General features: G+C 71.8%; 28 protein-coding genes. 16 read left to right on the top strand and 12 right to left on the bottom strand.

Going from position 1 to position 24,686, the window contains the following annotated elements; all coding sequences use genetic code 11:
* Window positions 1-94: 94 nt before the first annotated feature.
* The 3 genes from ACWFR4_RS00205 to ACWFR4_RS00195 form a co-directional block, all read right to left on the bottom strand.
* The gene (locus tag ACWFR4_RS00205) at window positions 95-316 is read right to left on the bottom strand and encodes a hypothetical protein (RefSeq protein WP_100592482.1); all 222 of its coding nucleotides are present in this window, start codon (window positions 314-316) and stop codon (window positions 95-97) included.
* 15 nt (window positions 317-331) lie between these two features.
* On the bottom strand, window positions 332-1,600 hold the full coding sequence (locus tag ACWFR4_RS00200) for an anion permease (protein ID WP_453650005.1): 1,269 nt from the start codon (window positions 1,598-1,600) through the stop codon (window positions 332-334).
* A 189-nt stretch (window positions 1,601-1,789) separates the two neighbouring features.
* The gene (locus tag ACWFR4_RS00195; RefSeq protein ID WP_453650003.1) at window positions 1,790-2,533 is read right to left on the bottom strand and encodes a lysozyme; all 744 of its coding nucleotides are present in this window, start codon (window positions 2,531-2,533) and stop codon (window positions 1,790-1,792) included.
* A gap of 203 nt (window positions 2,534-2,736) precedes the next feature.
* On the opposite strand from ACWFR4_RS00195, the gene ACWFR4_RS00190 reads away from it, so the two are divergent.
* The 3 genes from ACWFR4_RS00190 to ACWFR4_RS00180 all read left to right on the top strand — a co-directional run bounded on the left by ACWFR4_RS00190 (window position 2,737) and on the right by ACWFR4_RS00180 (window position 6,207).
* Window positions 2,737-3,414, top strand: a complete 678-nt coding sequence (locus ACWFR4_RS00190; protein WP_453650001.1) for a class II aldolase/adducin family protein — start codon at window positions 2,737-2,739, stop codon at window positions 3,412-3,414.
* A 69-nt stretch (window positions 3,415-3,483) separates the two neighbouring features.
* Window positions 3,484-4,611, top strand: coding sequence for an alpha/beta hydrolase family protein (locus ACWFR4_RS00185; RefSeq protein ID WP_453649999.1), 1,128 nt, complete (start codon window positions 3,484-3,486; stop codon window positions 4,609-4,611).
* Window positions 4,612-4,791: 180 nt separating this feature from the next.
* On the top strand, window positions 4,792-6,207 hold the full coding sequence (locus ACWFR4_RS00180) for a hypothetical protein (protein ID WP_453464113.1): 1,416 nt from the start codon (window positions 4,792-4,794) through the stop codon (window positions 6,205-6,207).
* A gap of 16 nt (window positions 6,208-6,223) precedes the next feature.
* Here ACWFR4_RS00180 and ACWFR4_RS00175 read toward each other — a convergent pair whose 3' ends face one another.
* Together ACWFR4_RS00175 and ypfJ are read right to left on the bottom strand one after the other, a co-directional pair.
* Window positions 6,224-6,643, bottom strand: a complete 420-nt coding sequence (locus tag ACWFR4_RS00175; RefSeq protein ID WP_453649997.1) for a VOC family protein — start codon at window positions 6,641-6,643, stop codon at window positions 6,224-6,226.
* Between the two features lie 82 nt (window positions 6,644-6,725).
* A complete protein-coding gene (gene ypfJ / locus ACWFR4_RS00170) occupies window positions 6,726-7,604 on the bottom strand; it encodes a KPN_02809 family neutral zinc metallopeptidase (RefSeq protein ID WP_453464119.1) in 879 nt (292 codons plus the stop codon).
* A gap of 224 nt (window positions 7,605-7,828) precedes the next feature.
* On the opposite strand from ypfJ, the gene ACWFR4_RS00165 reads away from it, so the two are divergent.
* From ACWFR4_RS00165 to ACWFR4_RS00155, 3 genes are all read left to right on the top strand, one after another.
* Window positions 7,829-9,427 carry an ABC-F family ATP-binding cassette domain-containing protein gene (locus tag ACWFR4_RS00165; protein WP_453464122.1) on the top strand — a complete coding sequence of 533 codons (1,599 nt, stop codon included), beginning with the start codon at window positions 7,829-7,831 and terminating at the stop codon, window positions 9,425-9,427.
* 393 nt (window positions 9,428-9,820) lie between these two features.
* Window positions 9,821-10,045 carry a helix-turn-helix domain-containing protein gene (locus ACWFR4_RS00160; RefSeq protein WP_189492003.1) on the top strand — a complete coding sequence of 75 codons (225 nt, stop codon included), beginning with the start codon at window positions 9,821-9,823 and terminating at the stop codon, window positions 10,043-10,045.
* 129 nt (window positions 10,046-10,174) lie between these two features.
* Complete coding sequence (locus tag ACWFR4_RS00155) at window positions 10,175-10,987, top strand: enoyl-CoA hydratase/isomerase family protein (RefSeq protein ID WP_326713664.1); 813 nt, start codon at window positions 10,175-10,177, stop codon at window positions 10,985-10,987.
* 53 nt (window positions 10,988-11,040) lie between these two features.
* Here the strand turns inward: ACWFR4_RS00155 and ACWFR4_RS00150 are convergent, their stop codons facing one another.
* The gene (locus ACWFR4_RS00150; protein ID WP_453649995.1) at window positions 11,041-11,775 is read right to left on the bottom strand and encodes a nucleopolyhedrovirus P10 family protein; all 735 of its coding nucleotides are present in this window, start codon (window positions 11,773-11,775) and stop codon (window positions 11,041-11,043) included.
* Between the two features lie 117 nt (window positions 11,776-11,892).
* Between ACWFR4_RS00150 and ACWFR4_RS00145 the strand changes: the two genes are divergently transcribed.
* From ACWFR4_RS00145 to amaP, 5 genes are read left to right on the top strand one after another with little or no spacing between them, the layout of a single operon-like run.
* Window positions 11,893-12,354 (top strand): Asp23/Gls24 family envelope stress response protein, encoded by a 462-nt coding sequence (locus tag ACWFR4_RS00145; RefSeq protein ID WP_356289618.1) that lies wholly within the window; start codon window positions 11,893-11,895, stop codon window positions 12,352-12,354.
* A gap of 39 nt (window positions 12,355-12,393) precedes the next feature.
* Entirely contained in the window at window positions 12,394-12,579 is a 186-nt protein-coding gene (locus ACWFR4_RS00140; protein WP_100592493.1) for a hypothetical protein, read from the top strand.
* A 3-nt stretch (window positions 12,580-12,582) separates the two neighbouring features.
* On the top strand, window positions 12,583-12,927 hold the full coding sequence (locus ACWFR4_RS00135) for a hypothetical protein (protein WP_453464130.1): 345 nt from the start codon (window positions 12,583-12,585) through the stop codon (window positions 12,925-12,927).
* Entirely contained in the window at window positions 12,924-13,586 is a 663-nt protein-coding gene (locus ACWFR4_RS00130) for a DUF6286 domain-containing protein (RefSeq protein WP_453649993.1), read from the top strand. The genes ACWFR4_RS00135 and ACWFR4_RS00130 overlap by 4 nt, the downstream gene beginning before the upstream one ends.
* A complete protein-coding gene (gene amaP / locus ACWFR4_RS00125) occupies window positions 13,583-14,170 on the top strand; it encodes an alkaline shock response membrane anchor protein AmaP (protein WP_453649991.1) in 588 nt (195 codons plus the stop codon). The genes ACWFR4_RS00130 and amaP overlap by 4 nt, the downstream gene beginning before the upstream one ends.
* Before the next feature lie 18 nt (window positions 14,171-14,188).
* On the opposite strand, the gene ACWFR4_RS00120 is transcribed toward amaP, so the two are convergent.
* The 6 genes from ACWFR4_RS00120 to ACWFR4_RS00095 all read right to left on the bottom strand — a co-directional run bounded on the left by ACWFR4_RS00120 (window position 14,189) and on the right by ACWFR4_RS00095 (window position 19,658).
* Window positions 14,189-14,944 (bottom strand): SDR family oxidoreductase, encoded by a 756-nt coding sequence (locus tag ACWFR4_RS00120; protein WP_453649989.1) that lies wholly within the window; start codon window positions 14,942-14,944, stop codon window positions 14,189-14,191.
* 5 nt (window positions 14,945-14,949) lie between these two features.
* Window positions 14,950-16,734: a glycoside hydrolase family 15 protein gene (locus ACWFR4_RS00115; RefSeq protein ID WP_453649987.1), complete on the bottom strand. Its 1,785-nt coding sequence runs from the start codon at window positions 16,732-16,734 to the stop codon at window positions 14,950-14,952.
* A 90-nt stretch (window positions 16,735-16,824) separates the two neighbouring features.
* Window positions 16,825-17,619, bottom strand: coding sequence for an SURF1 family cytochrome oxidase biogenesis protein (locus ACWFR4_RS00110; protein WP_453649985.1), 795 nt, complete (start codon window positions 17,617-17,619; stop codon window positions 16,825-16,827).
* 55 nt (window positions 17,620-17,674) lie between these two features.
* The gene (locus tag ACWFR4_RS00105) at window positions 17,675-17,908 is read right to left on the bottom strand and encodes a hypothetical protein (RefSeq protein WP_100592621.1); all 234 of its coding nucleotides are present in this window, start codon (window positions 17,906-17,908) and stop codon (window positions 17,675-17,677) included.
* Between the two features lie 63 nt (window positions 17,909-17,971).
* Entirely contained in the window at window positions 17,972-18,967 is a 996-nt protein-coding gene (locus ACWFR4_RS00100; RefSeq protein WP_266565783.1) for a DEDDh family exonuclease, read from the bottom strand.
* A 61-nt stretch (window positions 18,968-19,028) separates the two neighbouring features.
* Window positions 19,029-19,658: a TetR/AcrR family transcriptional regulator gene (locus ACWFR4_RS00095; RefSeq protein WP_453464150.1), complete on the bottom strand. Its 630-nt coding sequence runs from the start codon at window positions 19,656-19,658 to the stop codon at window positions 19,029-19,031.
* 83 nt (window positions 19,659-19,741) lie between these two features.
* Here ACWFR4_RS00095 and ACWFR4_RS00090 point away from each other — a divergent pair, with 83 nt between their 5' ends.
* The 5 genes from ACWFR4_RS00090 to ACWFR4_RS00070 are packed head-to-tail and all read left to right on the top strand — an operon-like array spanning window position 19,742 to window position 24,685.
* The gene (locus ACWFR4_RS00090) at window positions 19,742-20,539 is read left to right on the top strand and encodes an acetoacetate decarboxylase family protein (RefSeq protein WP_453464153.1); all 798 of its coding nucleotides are present in this window, start codon (window positions 19,742-19,744) and stop codon (window positions 20,537-20,539) included.
* Window positions 20,539-21,423 carry an SDR family NAD(P)-dependent oxidoreductase gene (locus ACWFR4_RS00085; RefSeq protein ID WP_453649983.1) on the top strand — a complete coding sequence of 295 codons (885 nt, stop codon included), beginning with the start codon at window positions 20,539-20,541 and terminating at the stop codon, window positions 21,421-21,423. The genes ACWFR4_RS00090 and ACWFR4_RS00085 overlap by 1 nt, the downstream gene beginning before the upstream one ends.
* 10 nt (window positions 21,424-21,433) lie before the next feature.
* The gene (locus tag ACWFR4_RS00080) at window positions 21,434-22,717 is read left to right on the top strand and encodes an amidohydrolase family protein (protein ID WP_453649981.1); all 1,284 of its coding nucleotides are present in this window, start codon (window positions 21,434-21,436) and stop codon (window positions 22,715-22,717) included.
* A complete protein-coding gene (locus tag ACWFR4_RS00075) occupies window positions 22,714-23,940 on the top strand; it encodes an amidohydrolase family protein (RefSeq protein ID WP_329435781.1) in 1,227 nt (408 codons plus the stop codon). Before ACWFR4_RS00080 ends, ACWFR4_RS00075 begins: the two co-directional genes overlap by 4 nt.
* A gap of 22 nt (window positions 23,941-23,962) precedes the next feature.
* Window positions 23,963-24,685, top strand: a complete 723-nt coding sequence (locus ACWFR4_RS00070) for a VIT1/CCC1 transporter family protein (RefSeq protein ID WP_453464161.1) — start codon at window positions 23,963-23,965, stop codon at window positions 24,683-24,685.
* Window position 24,686: the final 1 nt, after the last annotated feature.

Here is a 24,686-nt window from a genome sequence, read left to right as displayed (position 1 = left end):
TCTTCTTGTGGGTTTTGGCCCTTTCCCCCCTCGTGGGGGGGGGCGCCGCCGCCCGCCCCCCCCCCCACCCCGCACTCCTGCCGGTTACCTCCGGTCAGGCGACGATCAGGAAGATCCCGTACCCGACGGCCGCCGCGCACAGGGCGAAGCAGGCGTACGCGCCGGAGACGGCCAGCGCCGCCGAGTTGCCCTGGGCCGCCGCCGACTCCCGCTTGGTGAGGCCGACGATGCCGAGGGTGAACAGGCCCACGAGGGCCACCGTGATCACGAGGCTGACTCCGAACACGGAGCCGAGTGCTGCCCAGTCGATGTGCATAGCGCTGCTGCTTCCTTAGACCGTGGCCGGTCGCGCGGGCTCCGCCGAGGGCGGGGCGGGCGAGGCGGGGATGGTGGTCTTCACGTCGGTGTCCAGGTCGGCGACCGTGCCGGCGGGCGGCGGGGTGACGGCCGCGATCGCGGTGGTCACCACGCCGGCGGGCTCGGCCGTGACGTCGGTGACGTCGTCGTCCGTGACGTTCGTGTGGTCGACCGAGTTGCGCCGGGACAGCGCCCAGATGGTTCCCGCGCCGGCGATCAGGAGCAGCGCGGTGACGGCGACGCCCCACGAGCCCTGCTTGGTGAGGAACTCGGCGCCCGCGCCGACCAGACCGGCGGCCGGCAGGGTCAGGCCCCAGGCGATGAACATGCGGGTCGCGGTCGACCAGCGGACGACGCCGCCCTTGCGGCCGAGGCCCGAGCCCATCACGGCGCCGGAGCAGACCTGCGTCGTGGAGAGCGAGAAGCCGATGTGCGAGGAGGCGAGGATCGCGGTCGCGGCGCTGGTCTGGGCGGCGAAGCCCTGCTGCGGCGCGAGGTCCGTGAGGCCCTTGCCCATGGTGCGGATGATGCGCCAGCCGCCGAGGTAGGTGCCGAGCGCGATGGCCGTACCGGCCGAGACGATGACCCACATCGGAGGGTTCGCGCCGGGGTTCAGGACGCCGCCCGTGATCAGGGCGAGCGTGATGATGCCCATCGTCTTCTGCGCGTCGTTCGTGCCGTGCGCCAGCGAGACCAGGCCCGCGGAGGCGATCTGCCCGGCGCGGTAGCCCTTGGCGGTCGCCTTCTGGTCGGTCTTGCTGCCTATCCGGTACGTGAGCCGGGTGGCCAGCATCGCGGCGGCGCCCGCCACGAGCGGCGCGGCGACGGCCGGGAGAAGGATCTTGGTGACGACGGTGCCGCCGTCGATCGACGACCAGCCCATCGACATCACGGCGGCGCCGATGAGGCCGCCGAAGAGAGCGTGGGAGGAGCTGGAGGGGAGCCCCACCAACCAGGTCAGGAGATTCCAGAGGATGGCGCCCACCAGCGCCGCGAAGATGACCTCGGTCTTGAGTCCGTCCTCGTTGATGATGCCGCCGGAGATCGTCTTGGCGACCTCCACGGAGAGGAAGGCTCCGACGAGGTTCAGCACGGCGGACATGGCCACCGCCGTCTTGGGCTTGAGAGCGCCGGTCGAGATGGTGGTGGCCATCGCGTTGGCTGTGTCGTGGAAACCGTTCGTGAAATCGAACACGAGAGCGGTAACGATCACGATCCCGAGGAGAAGCGTGATGTGTTCCATTTACCCAGGCTTCTGTTGGACGTCAGTGGCTCGGCGACCGTAGGCAATCTGAGTGAACGGAAGATGAACTGGGGCGGGCGGTGCGGTGACCCGAAGCGGAGTGCCGCCACTCCGTTGAGAGCGGGGCGGCGGCACGGGGCCGTCCGTGAAGCGGAACGGTGGCCGAATCAAGCGGAAGCAGGCCCTCCGCTAGCCGCGGGCGAACCTCCGCAACTGGGCCTGCGAACCGTTGAAGAGATTCTGGTCACCCGGCAGTTCGCCGCTGTTGTCGTACTGCCAGAACGTCCAGTACGACCAGCCCGAGGGCAGCGCCCCGGCGGACTCGTCGTAGCGGGCGAGCCACAGCGCGTGGTTGCCCGCGAAGGCCGTGCTGTTACCCGTGCAGTTCTTCCACCAGTGGTAGTTGGTGTAGATCACCGGCCGGCGGCCCGTCCTGCGGCGCACCTCGTCGCTGAACGCCCTGATCCAGGAGATCATCTTCGCCTTGCTCAGCCCGTAGCACTTCTTCGAGCTGTACGGGTTGTACTCGATGTCGAGGGCCGGCGGCAGCGTCCAGCCGTCCGCCCGCCACGCGCCCCCGTTGCGCACGAAGTAGGAGGCCTGCGTCCGTCCGGACGACTTGTTCGGGAGCGCGAAGTGGTACGCGCCGCGGACGATGCCCGCGCTCCGCGCTCCTTCGTACTGCTGGTTGAAATAGGGATTGCGGTAGGTGGTGGACTCGGTCGCCTTGACGTAGACGAACCGTGCGCCCTTGCTCTTGGCCTTCTGCCAGTTGACGTTCTTCTGGTGCGACGAGACGTCGTGTCCCTCGGTGCCGCCCGCCGCGGACGCCGGAGCCTGAGTGAGGGCGGTCCCCCCGAACGTCAGAGCGGCCAGTGATGTCGCGGTCGCGATGTGCGCACGGCGACGGGACGGTTTGTGACCACGAGCCATATTTCCCCCCGGAATGGCGACGTGCATGACAAATCCCGCCGGAGGCTACCGGAAGATCCCTCTATGCCCGTCGATCTCCAGCCAATCGTTTCCAGGCGGGCATTCATGCCCATTCGTGCGCTTCCGGACTCCTGGGCTCCGCACTAAAGTGCCCCGGCCCCACGATCCGCGCGGGCCGGCCGTACGGCTGGCAGGATGCGGGCATGACGGAGGAACCGCGCAGTGCGGGGCAGGGGGCGGAAGGGCTCGCGCAGGCATGGAGCGCGCTCGTGGCGACGGCCCGGCGCACCGTCGCCGACGGCCTCGTCGTCGGGACCTCGGGAAACGTCTCGGTGCGGATCGGCGACACCGTCCTCGTCACGCCCAGCGGGGTCCCCTATGACGAGCTCACCCCCGACGACCTCGTCGCCGTCGGCCTCGACGGCCGGCAGAGCGCCGGAACCCTGACCCCGACCAGCGAACTCCCGATGCATCTGGCGGTCTACCGCGCCACGCCCGCCCGCGCCGTCGTCCACACCCACGCGGTCCACGCCACCGCCGTCTCCACCCTCGTGCCCGAACTCCCGCTCATCCACTACATGGCCGCGGCCCTCGGCGGTCCCGTCCGGGTTGCCCCGTATGCGACGTACGGCACCGAGCGGTTGGCCGAGAACGTCCTCGACGCTCTCAAGGGGCGGACAGGCTGCCTGCTCCAGAACCACGGCACCCTCACCTACGGCGACACCCTCGCCGCCGCCTACGACCGCACGGCCCAGCTCGAATGGCTGTGCCGCGTGTGGCTCACCGCGAGCGCCCATCCGCACCACACCCCGACGCTCCTCACCCGCGACCAGGTGCGCGAGGTGGAGGAGAAGCTGCACGGGTACGGGCAGCAGGGCTGAACCGTCACCCGGCGCCCCCGCGGCCGCGCCCCACTGGCCGGTCGGAGCCCGGGCGCGGACACTGGGACGGTGCGCACCGCCAGAGCGACGGCCGCTGCCGTCACCGCAGTCATCGGTGTCGGCGCGGCCGCGGTCGCGGTCGGCCGGTTGGCCAGTAATGCCGCCCTCAAGGCGCCTGCGGGCCGACCGCTCCCCACCGAGCCACGCCTGACCGTCCACGCCACCGCCGCGGGCCAGATCACCCTCACCCGCGACCTGGCCTCCCTGCGCCCGGGCACCTACGGCCTGAGCGGCGACGGATTCCACGCCGTGGTCGGGCCCGTCCTCGAGTCCGCCCCGCACGCCGCGGACGCCGTCGTGCGCCGCCTGGAGCGTGTCACTCACGGCTCACTCGAACCCGGCGCCAAGGCCTGGCTCACGCCTCAGGTCCACATCGGCGACCCCAAGGCGGCGCTCGGCCTCGACCACGCCGACATCGACATCCCCGGCGAACTGGGCGCGCTCCCCGCCTGGTTCGTCCCCGGCGCCCGCGACACCTGGGTCATCGCCGTCCACGGCCTGGGCACCACACGCGAGCACCCCATGGTCCTCATGGACTTCCTGCACCGCCACCGCTTCCCCGTGCTCGACCTCGCCTACCGCGGCGACCTCGGCGCCCCCACCTCCCCGGACGGCCTCGGCCACCTCGGCGAGACGGAGTGGCGCGACCTGGACGCCGCGATCCGCTACGCCGTGCGCTACGGCGCGCAGCGCGTCATCGTGCACGGCTGGTCGACCGGCGCCGCCATGGCACTGCACGCGGCGGCCCATTCCGCTTTGCGGGACCGCATCTCCGGACTCGTCCTCGACTCCCCCGTCCTCGCGTGGGGCGTGACGCTGCGTGCCCTCGCCGGAGCCCGCGGCATCCCCGGCCCCCTGCTGCCCCTCGCGGTCCGCGCCGCCCAGGGCCGCACCGGGCTGCACGGCGACCGCCTCGACACCGCCGCCCACCCCGACGCGCTCAAGGTCCCCACGCTCGTGATGCACGGCCCCGACGACGAGATCGCCCCCTGGGCCCTGTCCCGCGAACTGGCCGCCCGGCGCCCCGGCTTGATCACCCTCCACGCCGTCGACGACGCCCCGCACGGAGCCATGTGGAACGCGGACCCGCAGACGTACGAGGAGACGCTCCGCCGCTTCCTCACCCCCCTCATGTAGCTCCGTCACTGCTCCGTCGGACGCACGGGAACCGCCCGCCGGCGGCACGGGACAGATGCGCAGGAAGGCCCGCGTAGACCCCCGGCGTGCGCCGGTCCGCGGACCCTCCCACGACGCCCGTAAAGAGCCCCGGAACCATTCCGTTTGGGTTTTCGGACCGTCAACCGGAAGACTGCCCCCGTGACGTCCCGTATCCCGCGCGACTCCAGGCTCCGACTCGTCCGCCCGCGCACCCTCGCCGCCGCCCCCGTGCGGGCCGACGGAGTGGTGACCCAGGCTCGCCCGCCCCGCCCGGCGCCCCGCCCGCCGGAGGGCACCCCACCACCGGCGGAACTGGCCCGCATGGCCCGCCGTGGCCTCGCCGACGCCGTCCGCGTGGCCCGCTGGGCCGACGCCGTCCTCAGCCCGGGCAGCGGCCACGGCACCCCCGACGGCAGGGGCGCCCTCTCCGTACCCACCGCCGAACGCGCGGCGGCCGACCTGGAGCTGACCCCGCGACAGGTCCGCGCCGACTGGGACACCGCACGCCTCGCGGGCCTCGTCGAGGTGCACGGCGACAGTGCGCGCCCCGGCTGGCGCCTGCGCGCCTGGGACCGCGACGACACCGCCGTGCTGCGCGGCTGGGTCGCCCTCTTCGACGCCTGGTCCCTGGCCCACCCCGCCGGCGGGAGTCTCGAGGCCGCCGCGGTCGCCGAGGTCGTCTCGGCGATGCCCCAGGTGCTCTCCCTCCTCCAGCTCTCGGCCGGCCCGGTCCCCGTCCCGCAACTCCTCGACCTGCTCGGCCAGCGCGTCGAGGAACTGCGCACGGAGCGCTGCGAGATCCCCTACGGCCCGCAGCCCGAGCACACCGGACCCGCGACCGGCACCACCGGCACCGACCTCCCCCCGCTCCTCGACTGGGCCCTGCACGGCCTCGCCGCCGTCGGCGCACTCACCTACGCCGGCGGCCAGGCCACCCTCACGCCGCTCGGCAGCTGGGCGGTCTGGGTCAAGCTGGAGCAGATCTGCGTGGCCGCCCAGTCCCCGGCGGGCAACATCGAGCAGTCCGCCGAGGACATGCTCAGAGGCTGCGCACGGCTGCGCCCGAACGCGGCCCGTGCCGAGTACCGCGCCTGGCTCGCCGCCCGCCCCGTCGGCAGCGCCGTCACCGAGCTGATCGCCGCCGCCCGCGGCGAGGACGCCCTGCTGCGCGGCCTCGCCTTCGAGGCGCTGCGCGTCGTAGGAGCCCCCGCCGAGCCCGTCGTCCGGTCCGTCGCCGACGAGCCGCCCCTGCGCCCGTACGCGCTGCTGTGGCTCGCCGAGTACGAAGGCGCCGATCCCGAGGACGTCCATATGGTGCTGACCCGCGAGGAGACGACCTGGCTGTGGGTGGACACCGCGGCGGCCGTCGCGGACCACGGCGAGGCCCAGCTCCTCGTGCGCCATCTGGAGTCCGCCGTGCAGCCCACCGTGCCGGCACTGCTCGACGAGGTCCGGGCGGCCGGGCATCCGCGCACCGTGCAGGTCCTCGTCGCGCTGGCCGCGGCGCACCCGGACCCGGCGCTCGCCAAGGCCGTCCGGCGGGCCGCCTTCCAGGTGCACACCGGAGGCGCGTGACACCGCGCCCCCGCGATCAGGCCGGTATCTCCGGCGCGTACGTCCCGAAGCTCCACACGTTGCCCTCGGCGTCCTTGGCCAGGTAGTCCCGGGAGCCGTAGTCCTGGTCCGTCGGGGGCATCAGGATCTCCACGCCGTGCTCGACGGCCCGGCGGTGATGGGCGTCGACATCGTCCACGACGACATAGATCCCGGTCGGTCCCGCGCCCTGCATGGCCTCGTCGAAGCGGCCGCCGCGGCCCTTCGAGCCGAGCATCACCGCGCCGTTCCCGTACGTCAGCTCGGCGTGCATCACCGAGCCGCCCTCGCCCTCGTGCACGGCCGTGGCGGTGAAGCCGAACGCCGAGGTCAGCTGCTCGATCGCGGCCTTCGCGTCGGCGTACAGCAAGGACGGGTAGAAACTCGCGCGCCCCTTCGTACCGCCCACTGCGCTCACTCCTTCTTCGCCGGTCCGGAATGTGCTGCCGGATCCAGCCTGGCACGCGGCACCGACAATCCGCCCCGTGATGCGGGCCCGCTCACCGGAACGTGTTGCACTGCGCCATGTCGCCGCTGCGGTAGCCCTCGTAGAACCACTGCTGCCGCTGCTGGGCCGAGCCGTGCGTCCAGGTCTCGGGCGTCACCCGGCCCTGGAACTTCTCCTGGATCCGGTCGTCGCCGACGGCGGCCGCCGCGTCCAGGCCGTCTCGGATGTCCGCGGCGGTGAGGTTCGTGATCAGCGGCTTGCCCGTCTTGTCGTCGGGCGTCGTCGTCGCGTGGTGCGCCCACACCCCGGCGTAGCAGTCCGCCTGGAGCTCGACCCGCACCGCGTTGCTGTTCTGGCCCGTACGCCCGTCCTGGGAGCGCTGGAGCGTCCCCATCAGGTTCTGCACGTGGTGCCCGTACTCGTGCGCCACCACGTACGCCTGCGCGAAGGGGCCGCCGCTGGAGCCGAACTTGGTGCGCAGCTCGTCGAAGAAGCCCAGGTCCAGATAGACCTTGCGGTCGCCCGGGCAGTAGAAGGGCCCGACCGCCGAGGTCGCCGTGCCGCACGCGGTGGCGACCTGGCCGGTGAAGAACACGGTCTGCGCGGGGGAGTAGGTGCCCCCGCGGTCGCGGAACTCCTGACGCCAGTAGTCCTGGACGCTGTTGACGACCGCCACGATGCGGCAGTCCTCCTTGTTGTTCGCGTCCTGGCCCGTACGGCAGTCCTGGCTGACCTGGGCCGCGGACGAGACGGTGGTGTCGGGTTCGTCACTGCCGGAGGAGAGGCCGAATTCGTTCGTGCCGAAGAAGAGGCCGACCAGGAGGGCGAGGAGGCCCGCGAGGCCGCCGCCGATGGTCCGCCGGCCGCCAGGGACCCGGCGCCTGTCCTGGACCTCGGAGGTGTCCAGGTCGGCGTCGTCGTCGAACTGCATGGCCGCACCGCCCTCTGCCGCACGTCAGGGGCGGCGGCCCGCCGCCCAACGCCCACTATCGAACAGTTCGTGGCGATCTGCCCCTCGGCCCGGGAACGGCAGGGCGGAAAACTGTTTGCATCGCCCCGTTAGACTTGGCCCATGGCCATTCTCCGCATGCACTAGACGGCTCATCGCCCTCAGTAGCCCTTCCGCCGTCCATATCCCTGCTCAGGAGTCTGTCCGTGATCACCGCTTCCGGCATCGAGCTGCGCGCCGGCGCCCGCATCCTCATCGAGAACGCCACCTTCCGTATCGCCAAGGGCGACCGCATCGGCCTGGTCGGACGCAATGGCGCGGGCAAGACGACGCTCACCAAGTGCCTCGCCGGTGAAGGCACCCCGGCCGGAGGCCAGATCGCCCGCTCCGGAGAGGTCGGCTACCTCCCGCAGGACCCCCGCACCGGCGACCTCGACATCCTGGCCCGCGACCGCATCCTGTCCGCGCGCGGCCTCGACACCCTGATCCAGAGGATGCGCGACAACGAGCAGCGCATCGCCAACGGCACGGGCGCCACGCGCGCGAAGGCGCTCAAGCAGTACGAGCGCCAGGAGACGGAGTTCCTCACCAAGGGTGGATACGCCGCCGAGGCCGAGGCCGCCACCATCGCCGCCGCGCTCAACCTGCCCGACCGCGTGCTCGGCCAGCCCCTGCACACGCTCTCCGGCGGTCAGCGCCGCCGTATCGAGCTGGCCCGCATCCTCTTCTCGGACGCCGACACCCTGCTCCTCGACGAGCCCACGAACCACCTCGACGCCGACTCCATCGTGTGGCTGCGCGACTACCTGAAGTCGTACCGCGGTGGCTTCATCGTGATCTCCCACGACGTCGACCTCGTCGAGACGGTCGTCAACAAGGTGTTCTACCTGGACGCGAACCGCTCCCAGATCGACGTCTACAACATGGGCTGGAAGCTCTACCAGCAGCAGCGCGAGGCCGACGAGAAGCGCCGCAAGCGCGAGCGCCAGAACGCCGAGAAGAAGGCCGCGGCCCTCAACTCCCAGGCCGACAAGATGCGAGCCAAGGCGACCAAGACCGTCGCCGCGCAGAACATGGCCAAGCGCGCCGACCGGCTGCTCGCCGGGCTCGACGCGGTCCGCGTCTCCGACAAGGTCGCCAAGCTGCGTTTCCCCGAGCCCTCCCCGTGCGGCAAGACGCCGCTGATGGCCGAGGGCCTGTCGAAGTCGTACGGCTCCCTGGAGATCTTCACCGACGTCGACCTGGCCATCGACAAGGGCTCACGCGTCGTCATCCTCGGCCTCAACGGCGCGGGCAAGACCACCTTGCTCAAGCTGCTCGGCGGAGCCGAGAAGCCCGACACCGGCGAGATCATCGAGGGCCACGGCCTCAAGCTCGGCTACTACGCGCAGGAGCACGAGACCCTCGACCCGGAGCGCACGGTCCTGGAGAACATGCGCTCCGCCGCCCCCGACCTGGACCTGGTCGAGGTGCGCAAGACGCTCGGCTCGTTCCTGTTCTCCGGGGACGACGTCGACAAGCCGGCCGGTGTCCTGTCCGGCGGTGAGAAGACCCGCCTCGCGCTCGCCACGCTCGTCGTGTCGTCCGCGAACGTCCTGCTCCTCGACGAGCCCACGAACAACCTCGACCCGGCCAGCCGCGAGGAGATCCTCGGGGCGCTGCGCACCTACAAGGGCGCCGTCGTCCTCGTCACCCACGACGAGGGCGCCGTGGACGCGCTCCAGCCGGAGCGGATCATCCTGCTGCCCGACGGCGTCGAGGACCTCTGGGGTCAGGACTACGCGGATCTGGTCAGCCTCGCCTGACCCTCCGGCGCCCGCGTTCGGGCCCGCACGATCACGGTCGGCCGTCAGCACGGCTTGATCGAAAGGCTGATCCACTCGGTATGGATCATTCGGCCGATCCGTGATCCATCATCTGAGTGAGATCTCCTCGTACCGCGGTGTGTCCTACACGGATTGCGTCGCCGCACCGGCGCCAGGACTCATGTGCCGGCTGGCAAGGCGCTGACCTGGCCCTTCGCGGAGAACGCCGTTTCCGGCCCCGCCCGGGTGCGCCCGGAACCCTCCGTTCCACTTGTGTCGACCGCTTCCCGACCGCACAAGCTCGTCGTACGGACCTTGCCGAATGGGTGGCCAGGAAGCCCAGGAGGGGTGATCATGAGAAGTCCAGAGCGCACTTCCCATGAGGAGGCACGGGTGGCCGAGACTCTGAAGAAGGGCAGCCGGGTAACCGGCGCCGCGCGTGACAAGCTCGCGGCAGACCTGAAGAAGAAGTACGACTCCGGTGCGAGCATCCGAGCGCTGGCCGAAGAAACCGGCCGCTCGTATGGGTTCGTGCACCGGATGCTCAGTGAGTCGGGAGTCACGCTGCGAGGTCGCGGCGGGGCTACACGCGGCAAGAAGGCGACCGCGGCCGGCTGACCCGGGCAGTGCACAGGCTTCGATGGTGACCACCCGGTCGGTCCGCCGACCGGCCGGTTGGTTACTGTGCAGTAGTTTCGAGGGCGTCGACACGTCCTCGACCGACTGCGCACACCATCGGAGGCACACATGGCTTCGCCCGACAGCGGATCCGGCTCGCTCGCGCCGGTACTCGACAAGGACGGGGTCCGCCTCACCGTCGACGGCTCCATCGCCACGGTGACGCTGACCAACCCGGACAAGCGCAACGCCCAAAGTCCTGCTCTGTGGCGGGCGTTGGCCGACGCCGGGAAGTCCCTGCCGGGAAGCGTGCGCGTCGTCGTACTGCGCGCGGAGGGACTCTCGTTCTCCGCGGGCCTCGACCGTCAGGCGTTCACGCCCGAGGGTTTCGACGGCGAGCCGTCCTTCATCGACCTGGCGCGCGGCTCCGACGACGTACTCGACGACACCATCGCCGAGTACCAGGAGGCGTTCACCTGGTGGCGGCGCAGCGACATCATCACCGTCGCCGCGGTGCAGGGACATGCGATCGGCGCGGGCTTCCAGCTCGCCCTCGCCTGCGATCTGCGGATCGCCGCCGAGGACGTGCAGTTCTCCATGCGCGAGACCAGCCTCGGTCTGGTGCCCGACCTCACCGGCACGCACCCCCTCGTCTCCCTCGTGGGATACGCACGCGCCCTGGAGATCTGCGTCACCGGCCGCTACGTCCACGCCGACGAGGCCGGCCGCATCGGCCTGGCCAACCTCGTGGTGCCCGCCGACCAGCTCGACGCCGCCGCGCGCGACCTCGCCGGAGCACTCGTCGCCGCGCCCCGGGACGCCGTCATCGAGACCAAGGCCCTGCTCCAGGGCGTCTCCGGACGCTCGTACGAGGAGCAGCGCACCGCCGAGCGCGCGGCACAGGGACGCCGGCTCCGGGACCTGGCGGGCCTCGGCGACTGACGCGACCCACACATGGCCGACGCATGACGCGGGCCGACCCAGCCGGACGGCCCTCAGTGGACGGCGGTCACCAGAACGGCCACTGACGGATCATCCGCCAGGGCCCCGGTGACCGCCGTCCGCACGTCCCGCGCCACATCGAGCACCCGCCGCCCGCCCGACACGGCCAGTTCGATCCGCACATGGCGGCGCGGCAGCGTGGCCGTGCCCTCGGAACGCTCCCCGATGTGCACCGCACGCCCCAGGCCGCCCAGCGAACCGGTCAGCCGCGCCACCCCCGGCACGGAGAGCGCGGCCTGCCCGGCCCGTTCCTCGTCGCTGTCACTCTTCGCCTGCCCGCCGTCCGCGATATCCGCCTCCGCGTCCCCCGAGGCGGGCTGCGCCTGCGCACTGTCGTCGAGCAGCGCCGTCACCCGCAGGTCCACCTCCGCCACCGTGAGCCCGAGCCTGTCGGACGCCGCGCCGTTCAGTGCCGCGCGCAGCCGGGACGCGGCCGTGGGCAGCGGTTCGTCCGGCGCCGCCGCGCACTCCGCGACGATTCTCAGCGGCCCCGGCGGCAGGGCACTCGGCGGCGCGGGCACCGCGGACTCGTAGGAGCCGTCGGGGTCGGCGAGCTCGATCCGCAGGCTTCCCAGCCGCACCCCCGGCACCGACTGGACTGCATGGCGCAACGCCGACCGCGCCGCCGATTCGGCCAGCCAGCACCCGTCACGCGGCCCTCCGAGCGGTACCAGCCTGCCGAGCCCGAGCTGGTGTCGAACTGCCTGCGTCCATCGGTCAGCGCTCATTGCCCCAGCCTGCCGCATCCCTGGCGCGCGGCCGGGCAACCGCACTTAGTGTGGTCGAAAGAGCAGTGACTCCCAGAGAACGACCTGAGAGAACCTCTTCGAAAGGGACGACCCGCGATGAGCGACACCGCAGAGAAGCCGGGCGAAGCGACCGGGGCCAGGACCAGTGTGACCAAGCGGGGCGGGGGATCCGCCGGGACACGAGGACGCACCACCATCGCCGACGGTGTCGTCGAGAAGATCGCCGGCCTCGCCGCGCGGGACGTCATGGGCGTGCACGCGATGGGCAGCGGCCTGTCCCGCACCTTCGGAGCCGTACGCGACCGGGTGCCCGGCGGCACCAAATCAGTGTCGCGAGGGGTGAAGGCAGAGGTCGGCGAGGTACAGACGGCGCTCGACCTGGAAATCGTCGTGGAGTACGGGGTGTCGATCGCCGACGTCGCCCGTGACGTGCGCGAGAACGTGGTCGCGGCCGTCGAGCGCATGACCGGCCTCGAGGTCGTCGAGGTCAACATCGCGGTGAGCGACGTGAAGCTGCCCGACGAAGAGGACGAGGAGCCGGAGTCCCGGCTTCAGTAACCACCCGCCCGCGAGCTTGCCCTTGAGGAGGAGCGCTCGATGAACCTGGCCGTGATCGGCATGATCGCCGGAATGGCTCTCGGATTCGCCGGATACTTCGGCGGCTTCGGGGCCTTCCTGCTGGTGGCGGCGCTCGGCGCCGTCGGCTTCGTCGCCGGCCGGTTCCTCGAGGGGGACCTGGAACCCGGCGACTTCTTCCGCACGCGCGGCGACCGGCGGCGGTGACCGGTGGCGACGCAGGTCGCGCCCGCCGATCGCGGCGCGACCCGGATCGCCGACCGGGTCGTCGCGAAGATCGCCGCACAAGCGGCGCGTGAGGCGCTCCCGGCCGTTCCGGCGGACGGCAGCGCCCCGCACGCCACCGTCTCCGTGCGCCACGACATCGCCCATGTGCGGATCAGTCTCGAACTGGACTACCCCGGCGACATCGGAACGCAGTGCGGCGCCGTGCGTCGCCAAGTCGCCGAGCGGGTAAAGGCGTTGGCGGGGATGGAGGTGCCCGAGGTGGCCGTCCAGGTGGAGCGGCTGCACTCGGAGCACGATCGCGGCGCGGCACAGCGGAGGATCCGATGAGCGAGCCCACACAGCCCCTGCCCGTAGTCGAACGCGGGCAGGGCGAGCTCGACCAGTTCGGCCAGTCGGGCTCTGCGGCCACCTACAAGGCGCTGCCCACGTCGGAGGGCGAGCACGGCACCGGCCGCTTCTGGTCGTCGCGCCGGATCCCCGCCGCACTGGTGGCGATCGTCCTCCTCGGCGGCGCCGGGATCCTGCTCTACGACATCGCTGCCGTGCGCGCGGGCCACTCCGCGATGCACTGGCGGCGCGCCCTCGCCCGCGAACTCGCCGACCGGCCCCTGGACAACGTGTGGGTGCTGGTCGGCGCCGGGGTGGCCGCCGCGCTCGGGCTGTGGCTGATCGTGCTCGCCGCTACGCCCGGCCTCCGCGCCGTCCTGCCGATGCGCCGCACCCACACCGACGTACGGGCCGGACTGCACCGCGACGCGGCCGCCATGGTCCTGCGTGACCGGGCCATGGAGGTGGCGGGCGTGCAGTCCGTACGCGTACGGATGAAGCGCTCCAAGGCCGAGGTGCGGGCCGTCTCGCACTTCCGTCAACTCGACGACGTACGCGCCGACCTGGATGCCGTGATCGGCGAGACCGTCAAGGGGCTTGGGCTCACCGCCCCGCCCGGTCTGTCCGTACAGGTGTCGCGGCCCGGAAAGAAGGGATGAGCCCCGTGCTCAGGACCGTGAACCGCGTCGTCGTCGGCCTTGTCGGACTGATCCTCGTCGTGTTCGGTGGGTCCGTACTCGCCGTCGGACTCGGCACGCCCCCGCCGTACTGGTGGATCTACGACGGGCGGCACGACGTGCTGCTGAGCAGGGCGGACCGCTACCGGTGGCGCGGCGACGGCTGGTGGTGGCCGGTCGTCATCGCCGTGCTCGCCGTCTGCGTGCTGCTCGCGCTGTGGTGGCTGGTCGCCCAGCTGCGCCGGCACCGGCTTGCCGAGGTCCTCGTCGACACCGGGGACGGCGAGGGCGCGCTGCTGCGCGGCCGGGCGCTCGAAGGGGTCCTCGTCAGCGAGGCGGAGTCGCTCGACGGCGTGGAGAGCGCCGGGGTCCTCCTGACCGGGCGGCGCTCCGCACCCCACGTACGCATGGGCCTGCTCCTCGAACCGCACGCGGAGCCCGGGGCCGCGCTTCAGCGGATCAGCGAGGAGGCCCTGGGCCACGCGCGGGACTCCGCCGGGCTCGCCGCTCTGCCGGCCGAGGTACGGCTCCGCGCGGTGAAGCACCGCGCGGAGCGCGTGAGCTGACCTGAAAGGCCCGCCGGCTCAGAAGCCGTGCCGGGAGCCGCCGTCCACCGGGAGCATCACGCCCGTGAGGTACGACGCGGCGGGCGAGAGGAAGAACGCGGCGGCGCGGCCGAACTCCTCCGGCCTGCCGTAGCGGCGCAGCGGGATGCGCGCCTCGTTGGCGACGCGGGTCGCCTCCGGGTCGGCGGAGAGGCCGTCGAGCTCACGGACCCGGTCCGTGTCGATCCGCGCCGGGAGGAGCCCGACGACGCGGATGCCGCGCGGGCCCAGCTCGTCCGCGAGGGACTTCGCGAACCCGGCGAGCCCGGGGCGCAGGCCGTTGGAGATGGTCAGGCCGGGGATCGGCTCGTGGACGGAGCCGGAGAGCACGAAGCCGATGACACCGCCCTCACCGAGTTCGGCCGCGGCCGAGCGGGCGAGCCGCACCGCGCCGAGGAAGACCGACTCGAAGGCCGACTCCCACTGCTCGTCGGTGTTGTCCGCGAGGAAGCCGGGGGCCGGCCCGCCGACGCTGATCAGTACGCCGTCGAAGCCGCCGAAGTTCTCGCGCGCGGCGTCGATCAGGCGCCGCGCGACGGTGGGGTCGGAGTTGTCGGCGGCGATGCCCACGGCGTTCTCGCCGAGCGCTTCGGCGGCCTCGGCCACCCGCTTCTCGTCCCGCCCGGTGATGATCACCTTCGCGCCGTCGGCGACGAGCTCACGCGCGGCGGCGTTGCCCAGGCCGCGGGTGGCGCCGGTGACGACGTAGACACGGTCCTTCAGTCCAAGATCCATGGGCCCTATCCTGCCTCGCCGGTCCCGAACAGTGTGAGGGCGGTCCCCACCAGGCCGATATGGCTGAAGGCCTGCGGGAAGTTCCCGAGCTGGCGCCCCGACACGGGGTCGTACTCCTCGGCGAGCAGCCCCACGTCGTTGCTGAGCGCGCAGAGCTGGTCGAACAGCTCGCGGGCCTCCTTCGTGTGCCCCGTCAGATGCAGTGCGTCCGCGAGCCAGAACGAGCAGACGAGGAACGTGCCCTCGCGGCCCGGGAGTCCGTCGACGCCGGTCGCCTCGGCGCTGTAGCGGCGCACGAAGCCGTTGTCGGAGAGCTCGTCGCGGACCGCCCGGACGGTGCCGAGGACGCGCGGGTCGTCCGGCGGCAGGAAGCCGACGCGGGGGATGATCAGCAGTGACGCGTCGAGCTCGGTCGAGCCGTAGTACTGGGTGAACGTGTTGCGTTCCGCGTCGTATCCGCGCTCCAGGACGTCACGGTGGATGTCGTCGCGCAGCCGCCTTATGGCGTCGAGATCGCCCGGCAGGCCGGGCTCGTCCTCAAGGGCCCCGACGATGCGGTCGGCGGCCACCCACGCCATCACCTTCGAGTGCACGAAGTGCCGGCGCGGCCCGCGGACCTCCCAGAGCCCCTGGTCGGGCCGGCGCCACGCGGTGCTCAGGAACTCCACGAGGGCCAGCTGGAGCCGCCACGCGTGCGGCTCGGACGGCATACCCGCGAGCCGTGCCAGGGCGAGCGAGTCGATCACCTCTCCGTACACGTCGAGCTGGAGCTGGTGCACGGCGTCGTTGCCCGCGCGTACGGGGACGGAGTGGCCGTATCCGGCGAGCCACGGGAGTTCGATCTCGGGCAGGCGGCGCTCGCCCGAGAGCCCGTACATGATCTGCAGGTCCGCCGGGTCGCCCGCGACCGCGCGCAGCAGCCAGTCCCGCCATGCCTCGGCCTCGTCGAGATAGCCGGCCGACACGAGCGCGCCGAGGGTGAGGGTCGAGTCGCGCAGCCAGCAGTACCGGTAGTCCCAGTTGCGCACGCCGCCGAGCTCCTCCGGCAGTGACGTGGTGGGCGCGGCGACGATCCCGCCGGTCGGTTCGAACGTGAGCGCCTTCAGGGTGAGCAGGGAGCGCAGGACCGCGTCCTTCTGCGGGCCCTCGTAGCGGCACTGCGCCGACCACTCCTCCCACGCCTCCTGGGAGCGGCGCAGGGACTCGAACGGGTCGATGAGGCCGGGGCGCGGCTCGTGCGACGGGTGCCAGGTCAGCACGAACGCGACGGACTCACCCTCCTCGACGGTGAACTCGGAGTGGGTGGTGAGGTCCTTGCCCCAGGTGCGTACGGGGGGTTCGCTGCGCAGCCACATCGAGTCGGGCCCCGCGACGGCCACGCGGTGGCCGTCGGACCTGCGCATCCACGGCACGATCGACCCGTAGTCGAAGCGCAGGCGCAGGGTGCCGCGCATCGTGACGCGGCCTCTGAGCCCCTCGACGATACGTACGAGGTCGGGGGCCTCGTCGCGCTGCGGCATCAGGTCGGTGACCCGGACGCTGCCCTCGTCGGTGTCCCACTCCGTGTCGAGGACGAGGGTGCCGGGGCGGTAGGAGCGGCGGGTGCAGTCGCCCGCGTCCTTCGGGGCGAGCTGCCAGTGGCCGTTCTCCTCCTTGCCCACGAGCGCGGCGAAACAGGCCGCCGAGTCGAAGCGTGGGAGGCAGAGCCAGTCGACGGATCCGGCACGGGAGACGAGGGCGGCCGTCTGCTGGTCGCCGATGAGCGCGTAGTCCTCAAGGGGTCGGTGCACGTGAGGCGGGTTCCCGGCGGACGGGGCCGCCAATCCCACCGAGGGCCGGGCGGGTGAGGGCGAACGCGCGTGCGGCGGTGGCTCCGGGTCCTACACCGTGGCGGGTTCGGGGCCCGCGGGGGCCTCCTCGGCCGCCGCCGCCTCGGCGCGGTCGCGGCGCTCGCGCCGGACCAGCACGACGAAGCCGACGGGCACGGCCGCGGCGAACAGCCACCACTGGACCGCGTACGCCATGTGCGGGCCGATGTCGCTGTGGTTGGGCGTGGGGATCAGCTGGGGGGTGTTGCCCTTGGGGTCGGGCGACGTCTGCTCGATGAATCCGCCGAGGACCTGTTTGCCGAGTGCCTTGGCCTGCTGGCCGCTGCTGATCAGCATGATCTGACGGTCCGGCAGGCCCTTGATGTCCTTGATGCCGCTCGCGGCGGTCGTCTCGTCGGCCAGGAGGCGGCCGGTGACGGTGATCTCGCCGCGCGCGGGCGCCGGGATCTTCGGAAACGCGGTCTGCGCGCCGTCGGCCGGGATCCAGCCGCGGTTGACCAGGAGCACCTTGCCGTCGTCGAGGACGAACGGGGTCAGGACGTGGAAGCCGACCTCGTCGTCGGTGTTCGTGCGGCGCCGCACGACGACCTCGTGCGCGGTGTCGAACGTCCCCTTCGCGGAGACCCTGCGGTGGATCTCGGCCTTGGGAACGGGCTTCCCGGGGGAGGTGAGCTGCTCGGCGGGCAGCGGCTTCGCGGCGAGCGCGGCACCGATCTGATCGTTCTGCGCGACGCGGTGCTCGTGACGGTGCAGCTGCCAGAAGCCCAGCTCGATCATCGTGGGGATGAGGAGGAGGGTGATGAGGGTGAGGATCACCCACTGCCGGGACAACAGGAAGCGGTACACCCCACGACCGTACAACTCGGTCGTGGGGCGACATCACGGGGGTGTGCCGGAGGGCTCAGACCTTGTCGACGATCCCCACCTTCCCCTCCGCGCGGGAGCAGTGCGCCCCGCAGTACCAGTGCCCGTCGACCTCTACTCCCTGGCCGACGATGCGGCACCGGCAGTGCTCGCAGATCGGTGCCATGCGGTGGATGGCGCAGGAGAAACAGTCGAAGACGTGCACCGCGCCCTGCGCGTGCACCTCGAAGGACATTCCGTAGTCGTTTCCGCAGACCTCACAACGTGCCATGCGCCACAGGGTGGGCGTCGAGGTCGCGCGGGGCGAGCGGCGAGTGGGCGAGTCGCCGCGCAATCACCCGTCTGACGCCGGGGCCACGTCCCGCAGGAGCTGCCCGAAGGCCGCCTCGTCGATGACCGGTGTCCCGTACTGCTTCGCCTTGACGGCCTTCGACGTGTACGAGTCGGGGTCGTTCGTGACGAGGACGCTGGTGAGCCGGGACAGGCTCGTCGCGATGTGCAGCCCGGCTTCGACGGCGCGGTCCTCCAGGAGTTCGCGGTCCACCGAGGTGTCTCCGGAGAACGCCACCCGCATGCCCTGCTTGAGCTGTTTGCCCGGTTCGTACCGCCCGGGGTTCGGGTACGGGCACGGCTGCCGCTTGCGCGACGGGCGCCACGTCCCGCCGCCCCCGTACGAGGACGACGACGGGGCCGAGCCCTGGCGACCGATGCGCGCCGCGCCGTCCGTCCACTCCGTGAGCGGCCTGCACTCGAGCAGGGGCAGCCGCACCCCGCCGCTCGCGGCGGCCCGCAGGCTCGGCCGGAACGCCTCGGCGAGCACGCGCGCGTCGTCGAGCGCGTGGTGCGCGTTGCGCTGGACGACGCCGAAGTGTGCGGCGAGGGACTCCAGCTTGTGGTTGGGCAGGGGAAGGCCGAGCTCCTTGGACAGCGCGATGGTGCACAGGCGCTGGCGGACGGGGGCGGTGCGCTCCGCGCGGGCGTACTCCCGGGCGATCATCGACCAGTCGAAGACCGCGTTGTGGGCGACGAGCACGCGGCCGTCGAGCCGGGTCGCGAACTCCTCGGCGATGTCCTTGAAGAGGGGTGCGCCTTCGAGTACGTCGTTCGTCAGTCCGTGGATCCAGACGGGGCCCGGGTCGCGCTCGGGGTTGACCAGCGTGTACCAGTGGTCCTCGACCTCGCCCCGCGCGTCGAGCCGGTAGACGGCTGCGGAGATTATCCGGTCGTCCCGGGAGAGGCCGGTGGTCTCCACGTCGACGACCGCGTATCCCTGCGGATACGCGGCCGGCCAAGGAGCGGCGGACGCGGCGGTCGTCTGGTCTTCGAGCATGGTCCATGAGGATACGGGCCACGACTGACACCTCCGTCGCCCGGTCCCGCGGCGACGTCCGTTATGTCCGCAACAGGCCTGACACCAGGGCCCTGACGGAGGCGTCGAACACCTTCTCCGGGTCGGCCGGAAGGCTGAGCGCGCGGGCCAGGGAGGCGTCGCCCTCCGCCGTCCGCGCGCCCCACAGCTCCTCCTCGCCGGGCCGCTGCACGGGCGCGCGCTCACGTTGACGCTCCACCAGGACATGGCCGACGACATGGAACTGCACCGCCCGTACGACCCCTGCGGCGCGGGTCCCGCGCAGGCCCGCGGCGTGCACCTCGCGCACGAGGACCTGTTGTGCGGGCAGGAACATCCGCTCGGTCAGGCCGCGTTCGTGGACCATCGCGACGAGGTGCGGATGGTCGCGCAGCTGCCGGCGCAGGGCGCGGGCGACGGAGGCGACGCGCTGCTCCGGTGTGGCGCCGCGGGGGCGGATCTCCGCGAGGTCGGCGACGGTGCGCTCGACCAGGGCCTCGAGCAGCGACTCGCGGTTGCCGACGTGCCAGTAGATCGAGGTGACGGCGGTGCCGAGCTCGGCGGCGAGCTTGCGCATCGTCAGGGACTGCGGGCCCTGCTGTTTCACCAGCTTCGCGGCGGCGGCGAGGACCTGTTCCCTGTCGAGATGTGTGCGCGTGTCTTTACCCTTCACGAAAGCTGTTGTAACTGTGTTACAGAGCATCCGCAAGTGCACGCCCGTCCACGCAAGTCCGCGCCGACGAAGGGTGGTACGACATGGCACGCATTCGATACGGAGCACGCACGGAGGCGGAGATCTCCGCCGCGCGCACCGCGAGCTCGAAGCTCCCCGACATCTGGTCCACGGGGGTGGTGGCCGTCTGGGAGAGCGACCCGGACGCGGTCGCCGCGGTACTTCCGCCCCCGCTCAAGCCCACCGAACGCCCTTTGGTGCGGGCCAACATCAGCAAGGTCGACCTGTCCGGCTACCCCCTGGGAGCCGGCTCGGTCTCCGTCGCCGCCGAGCACGGCGGCGTCGAGGGCTGGTATCCGCTCGTCATGCCGATGACGCACGAGCGCGCCCTGATCGGCGGCCGTGAGGTCTTCGGCGAGCCCAAGAAGCTCGGCGAGGTGAGCGTCGAGCGCGAGGGCCTCGTGGTGCGCGCGGCACTCGCCCGGCACGGCATCGCCTTCGTGGAGGTGCGCGGCGCGGTGAGCGGCGCCCTGCCCCTGCCGGAGCCGGCGCTCAAGACGGACTTCTACTTCAAGTTCCTCCCCGCGGTGGACGGTTCGGGCTTCGACATGGAGCCGGTGCTCGTGCACTGCCTGCGCAACGAGAAGGTCCGCAAGCTGGAGCGGATCACCGGGGACGTGGTCCTGCGGGAGTCGATGTACGACCCGGTTGCCGACCTTCCGGTGCGCGCCGTCGTCGAGCTCACCATCGGCGAGAAGACGACCGACCAGAAGGGCAGGGTCGTCGAACGCGTCAGCGCGCAGGCCCTGCTGCCGTACATCCACCAGCGCTACGACGACCCGCAGCAGATCCTCGACGGGCCGCCCGAGGGGAGCGTCTGATGCGGCTGGAGGCGGGACAGGTCGCCGTCGTCACGGGCGCGGCGAGCGGCATCGGCCTTGCGATGGCACGGCGGTTCGCGGCGGACGGCCTGAAGGTAGTGCTCGCGGACGTCGAGGAGTCCGCCCTGGAGAAGGCCGCCGCCGGCCTGCGCGAGGACGGTGCCACCGTGCACGCGCGCGTGGTCGACGTCGGCGACCGAGGGCAGGTCTTCGCCCTCGCGGACGCGGCGTACGACAAGTTCGGCGCCGTCCATGTCCTGTGCAACAACGCGGGCGTCGGCTCGGGCGCCGAGGGCCGCATGTGGCAGCACGAACCGAACGACTGGAAGTGGGCCTTCGAGGTCAACGTGTGGGGCGTCTTCCACGGCATCCAGGCCTTCGTGCCGCGCATGATCGAGGGCGGCGCGCCCGGCCACGTCGTCAACACGTCCTCCGGCGACGGCGGCATCGCTCCGCTGCCCACCGCCTCCGTGTACGCGGTCACCAAGGCTGCCGTCGTGACGATGACCGAGTCCCTGTACGCGCACCTGAAGGCGGAGCACGCGCGCGTGGGCGCCTCCGTGCTCTTCCCCGGACCCCACATGCTGCGCACCGGGCTGTGGGAGTCGCACCGCAACCGGCCCGAGCGGTACGCCAAGGAGAGGCCGCGCAGGACCCCGTACCGCAGCCTCGGCCAGTGGGAGTCCGCGATGAAGGAGGCGGGCCAGGAGGTGGAGTTCACGCCGGTCGAGGAGGTCGCGGACTTCGTGGCCGAGGGCATCGGTGCCGGCCGCTTCTGGCTGCTGCCGCAGAGCGAGCACAGCGACCGGCAGATCAAGGCCAGGTCCGCCTCGATGCTGGAGCGCGCGAACCCGGCGTACCTGGAGAGCTTCATTCTGGACTGAAGGGCATGTGATGACCGACCAGGATCCCTACCTGATCATCTCCTCCGACTGCCACGCCGGGCTGCCCACCGAGGAGTACCGGCCTTATCTGGACAGCCGTTTCCACCGCGCCTTCGACGAGTTCCTCGGCGAGCGGGGCGCTCGCCGCGAGGAGGCGACGCGGCTCGGCATCCGCAACGACGCCTTCGCCGCCCAATGGTTCGCCGACAACTCGGAAGGCCTGCGCGGTGGTTGGGACACCGCGCAGCGCCTCAAGGAGCTGGACGGCGACGGGGTGGCCGCCGAGGTCATTTTCCCCGACGCGGACGCCGTGGACAGCCGGACTGCCGCGCCCTTCGGTGTGGGGCTCGGGCTCTCCGGTGACCAGGACCCGGAGCTCGGCATGGCGGGTGCCCAGGCGCACAACCGCTGGCTCGCCGACTTCGTGTCCGAACACCCCGAACGGCACTGCGGAGTCGCCCTGTTGCCCATCACCGGTGAGGTGGACCGCGTCGTCGCCGAGGTCCACCGGGCCAAGGACTCGGGGCTCGGCGCGCTGATGATCCCCTCCATGTGGGTCGACAAGGCGCCCTACCACGACCGACGTTACGACCCCGTGTGGGCCGCGGCTGCGGAGTGCGCGATGCCCGTGGTCACGCACTCCGGGGCGGCGCCCCGCCACGAGTACGGCGACCATCTCGGGATCTATGTCTCCGAAGTGACGTGGTGGCCCGCGCGGCCGCTGTGGTTCATGCTCTGGTCGGGCGTCTTCGAGCGCCACCCGGGCCTGAAGTTCGGTGTCGCGGAGTCGGGCTGCTGGTGGCTGCCCAACCTGCTGTGGTTCATGGACCGCCTCTACCTGGGCGCGCACGGCGGCAAGAAGCTCTCGCCGTTCGCGGAGCTGAAACGCTCCCCGCACGAGTACCTGGACCGCCAGGTGTTCATCTGCGCCACCAACACCAAGCGCCGCGAACTCGCCCAGCGCTACGAGATCGGCGTCGACAACATCCTCTGGGGCAGCGACTTCCCGCACCCTGAGGGCACCTGGCCCGACACGCGCGCGTGGCTGAAGAAGACCTTCCACGACATCCCGGTGGCGGAGACCCGGCGCATGCTGGGGCTCGCCGCCGCCGAGGTCTTCGGCTTCGACACGGAGAAACTGGCCCCGCTGGCCGCCCGCATCGGCCCGGCCCCCGCCGAACTCGGCCAGGACGCCGACCAGCCGGCCGTCGAGGCCTCCTGGGCGCGCTCGCGCGAGGTGGGCCGCCACTGGCTGACCGATCACGACTTCCCCACCCTGGGGGTGACCCCATGAGCGAGCGCTACACCGTGATCTCCGCGGACTGCCACGCGGGAGCCGATCTCCTCGACTACCGGCCCTACTTGGAGTCCCGCCACCACGACGCGTTCGACGCGTGGGCGGCGAGCTACGTCAATCCGTACGCCGACCTGCTCGCGGACACCGCCGACCGGAACTGGAACTCGGACCGGCGTATCGCCGAGCTCGAACAGGACGGCATCGTCGCGGAGGTCGTCTTCCCTAACACGATCCCGCCGTTCTTCCCGTCCGCGTCCCTGATGGCCCCGGCCCCGACGCGCGAGGAGTTCACGCGGCGCTGGGCGGGGCTGCGCGCCCACAACCGCTGGCTCGCCGACTTCTGCGCCGCCGCCCCGGGGCGCAGGGCGGGCGTCTTCCAGATCCTCCTCAACGACGTCGACGAGGCCGTCAAGGAGATCAGGTGGGCCGCGGCCGCCGGTCTCACGGGCGGGCTGCTGCTGCCCGGCACACCGCCCGGCTCAGGCCTTCCCGAGCTGTACTCGGCCGCGTACGACCCGATCTGGGCGACCTGCGCCGAGCTCGGCGTGCCGGTCAACCACCACGCGGGCTCGGCGTCCCCGCCGCTCGGCGACGAACCGGCCGCGCGCGCCGTGTTCATGGTGGAGACGACGTGGTTCTCGCACCGGGCCCTGTGGCACCTGGTGTTCGGCGGCGCGTTCCGCCGTCACCCCGGCCTGAAGCTGGTCCTCACCGAACAGGGTTCGGGCTGGATCCCCGGGGTCCTGGACATGCTGGACTATTACCACGGGCGCCTGGTGGCCGCGGCGACGCGGGCGAACACGGCGGAGTCCAAGTTCGGTGCGGGGCTGGCCGATTCGATGGGCAAGGGGCCGTCCGAGGTGTGGCGCGAGAACTGCTACGTGGGGGCCAGCTTCATGCGCCCGCACGAGGTGCCGCTGCGCGACCGTATCGGCCTCGACAAGATCATGTGGGGCAGCGACTACCCGCACGACGAGGGCACCTACCCGTACACGCGCGAAGGGCTGCGGATCGCGTACGCGGGGCTGCCGCGCGACGAGGTCGCCGCGATGGTCGGCGGCAACACGGCCCGCGTCTACGGCTTCGACCTCGGCCTGCTCGACCCGATCGCGGCCCGCGTCGGACCGACCGTCCAGGAACTGGACGAACCCCTCGACGAGGCGCCGAAGGACGCGACAAGTCCGGTGTTCGCCCGGGGAGGGTCGGTCCGGATCTGGTGACCTACGGTGCGATGCTCGTCGGGTGACTGACGATGTGCAGGACGCACCGCACGAGGAGTCCCACGGCGGCGCGCTCGGAGCGAGGCTCAACTGGCTGCGCGCCGCCGTGCTCGGCGCCAACGACGGCGTGGTGTCCACCGCCGGGCTCGTCGTCGGCGTGGCCGGCGCCACCGAGGACCGCAGCACGCTCCTGACGGCGGGCCTCGCCGGGCTGCTCGCCGGCTCCATGTCGATGGCCGCGGGGGAGTACGTCTCCGTGTCCACGCAGCGCGACTCGGAGAAGGCGGCGCTCGCGCAGGAGAAGCGGGAGCTGCGCGAGTACCCGGAAGCCGAACTCGTGGAGCTGACGGGGCTGCTCGAGGACCGAGGGCTCAGCCCGGAAGTGGCGCGGGAGGCCGCAGAGCAGCTCACCTCGCGTGACGCGCTGCGGGCGCACGCGCGCGTGGAGCTCGGCATCGACCCCGACGACCTCACCAACCCGTGGCACGCCGCCTGGGCGAGCTTCCTCGCCTTCACCGCGGGCGCGCTGCTGCCGCTGCTCGCGATCGTCCTGCCGCCCAGCGCCTGGCGGCTGCCCGTCACCGTGGTCTCCGTGCTGGGGGCGCTCGCCCTCACCGGCTGGAGCAGCGCCCGGATGGGGGCGGCGGCGGTGCGGCCCGCGGTGTGGCGGAACATGGCGGGCGGGGCGCTCGCCATGGCCGTGACGTACGGGGCGGGGTCGCTCCTGGGGGCGGCCGGTGTCTGAG

The sequence above is a fragment of the Streptomyces sp. NPDC055140 genome, from assembly GCF_053607285.1.
The sequence above is the reverse complement of the archived record's forward strand: the minus strand, read 5'-3'. Positions and strand labels throughout refer to the sequence as shown.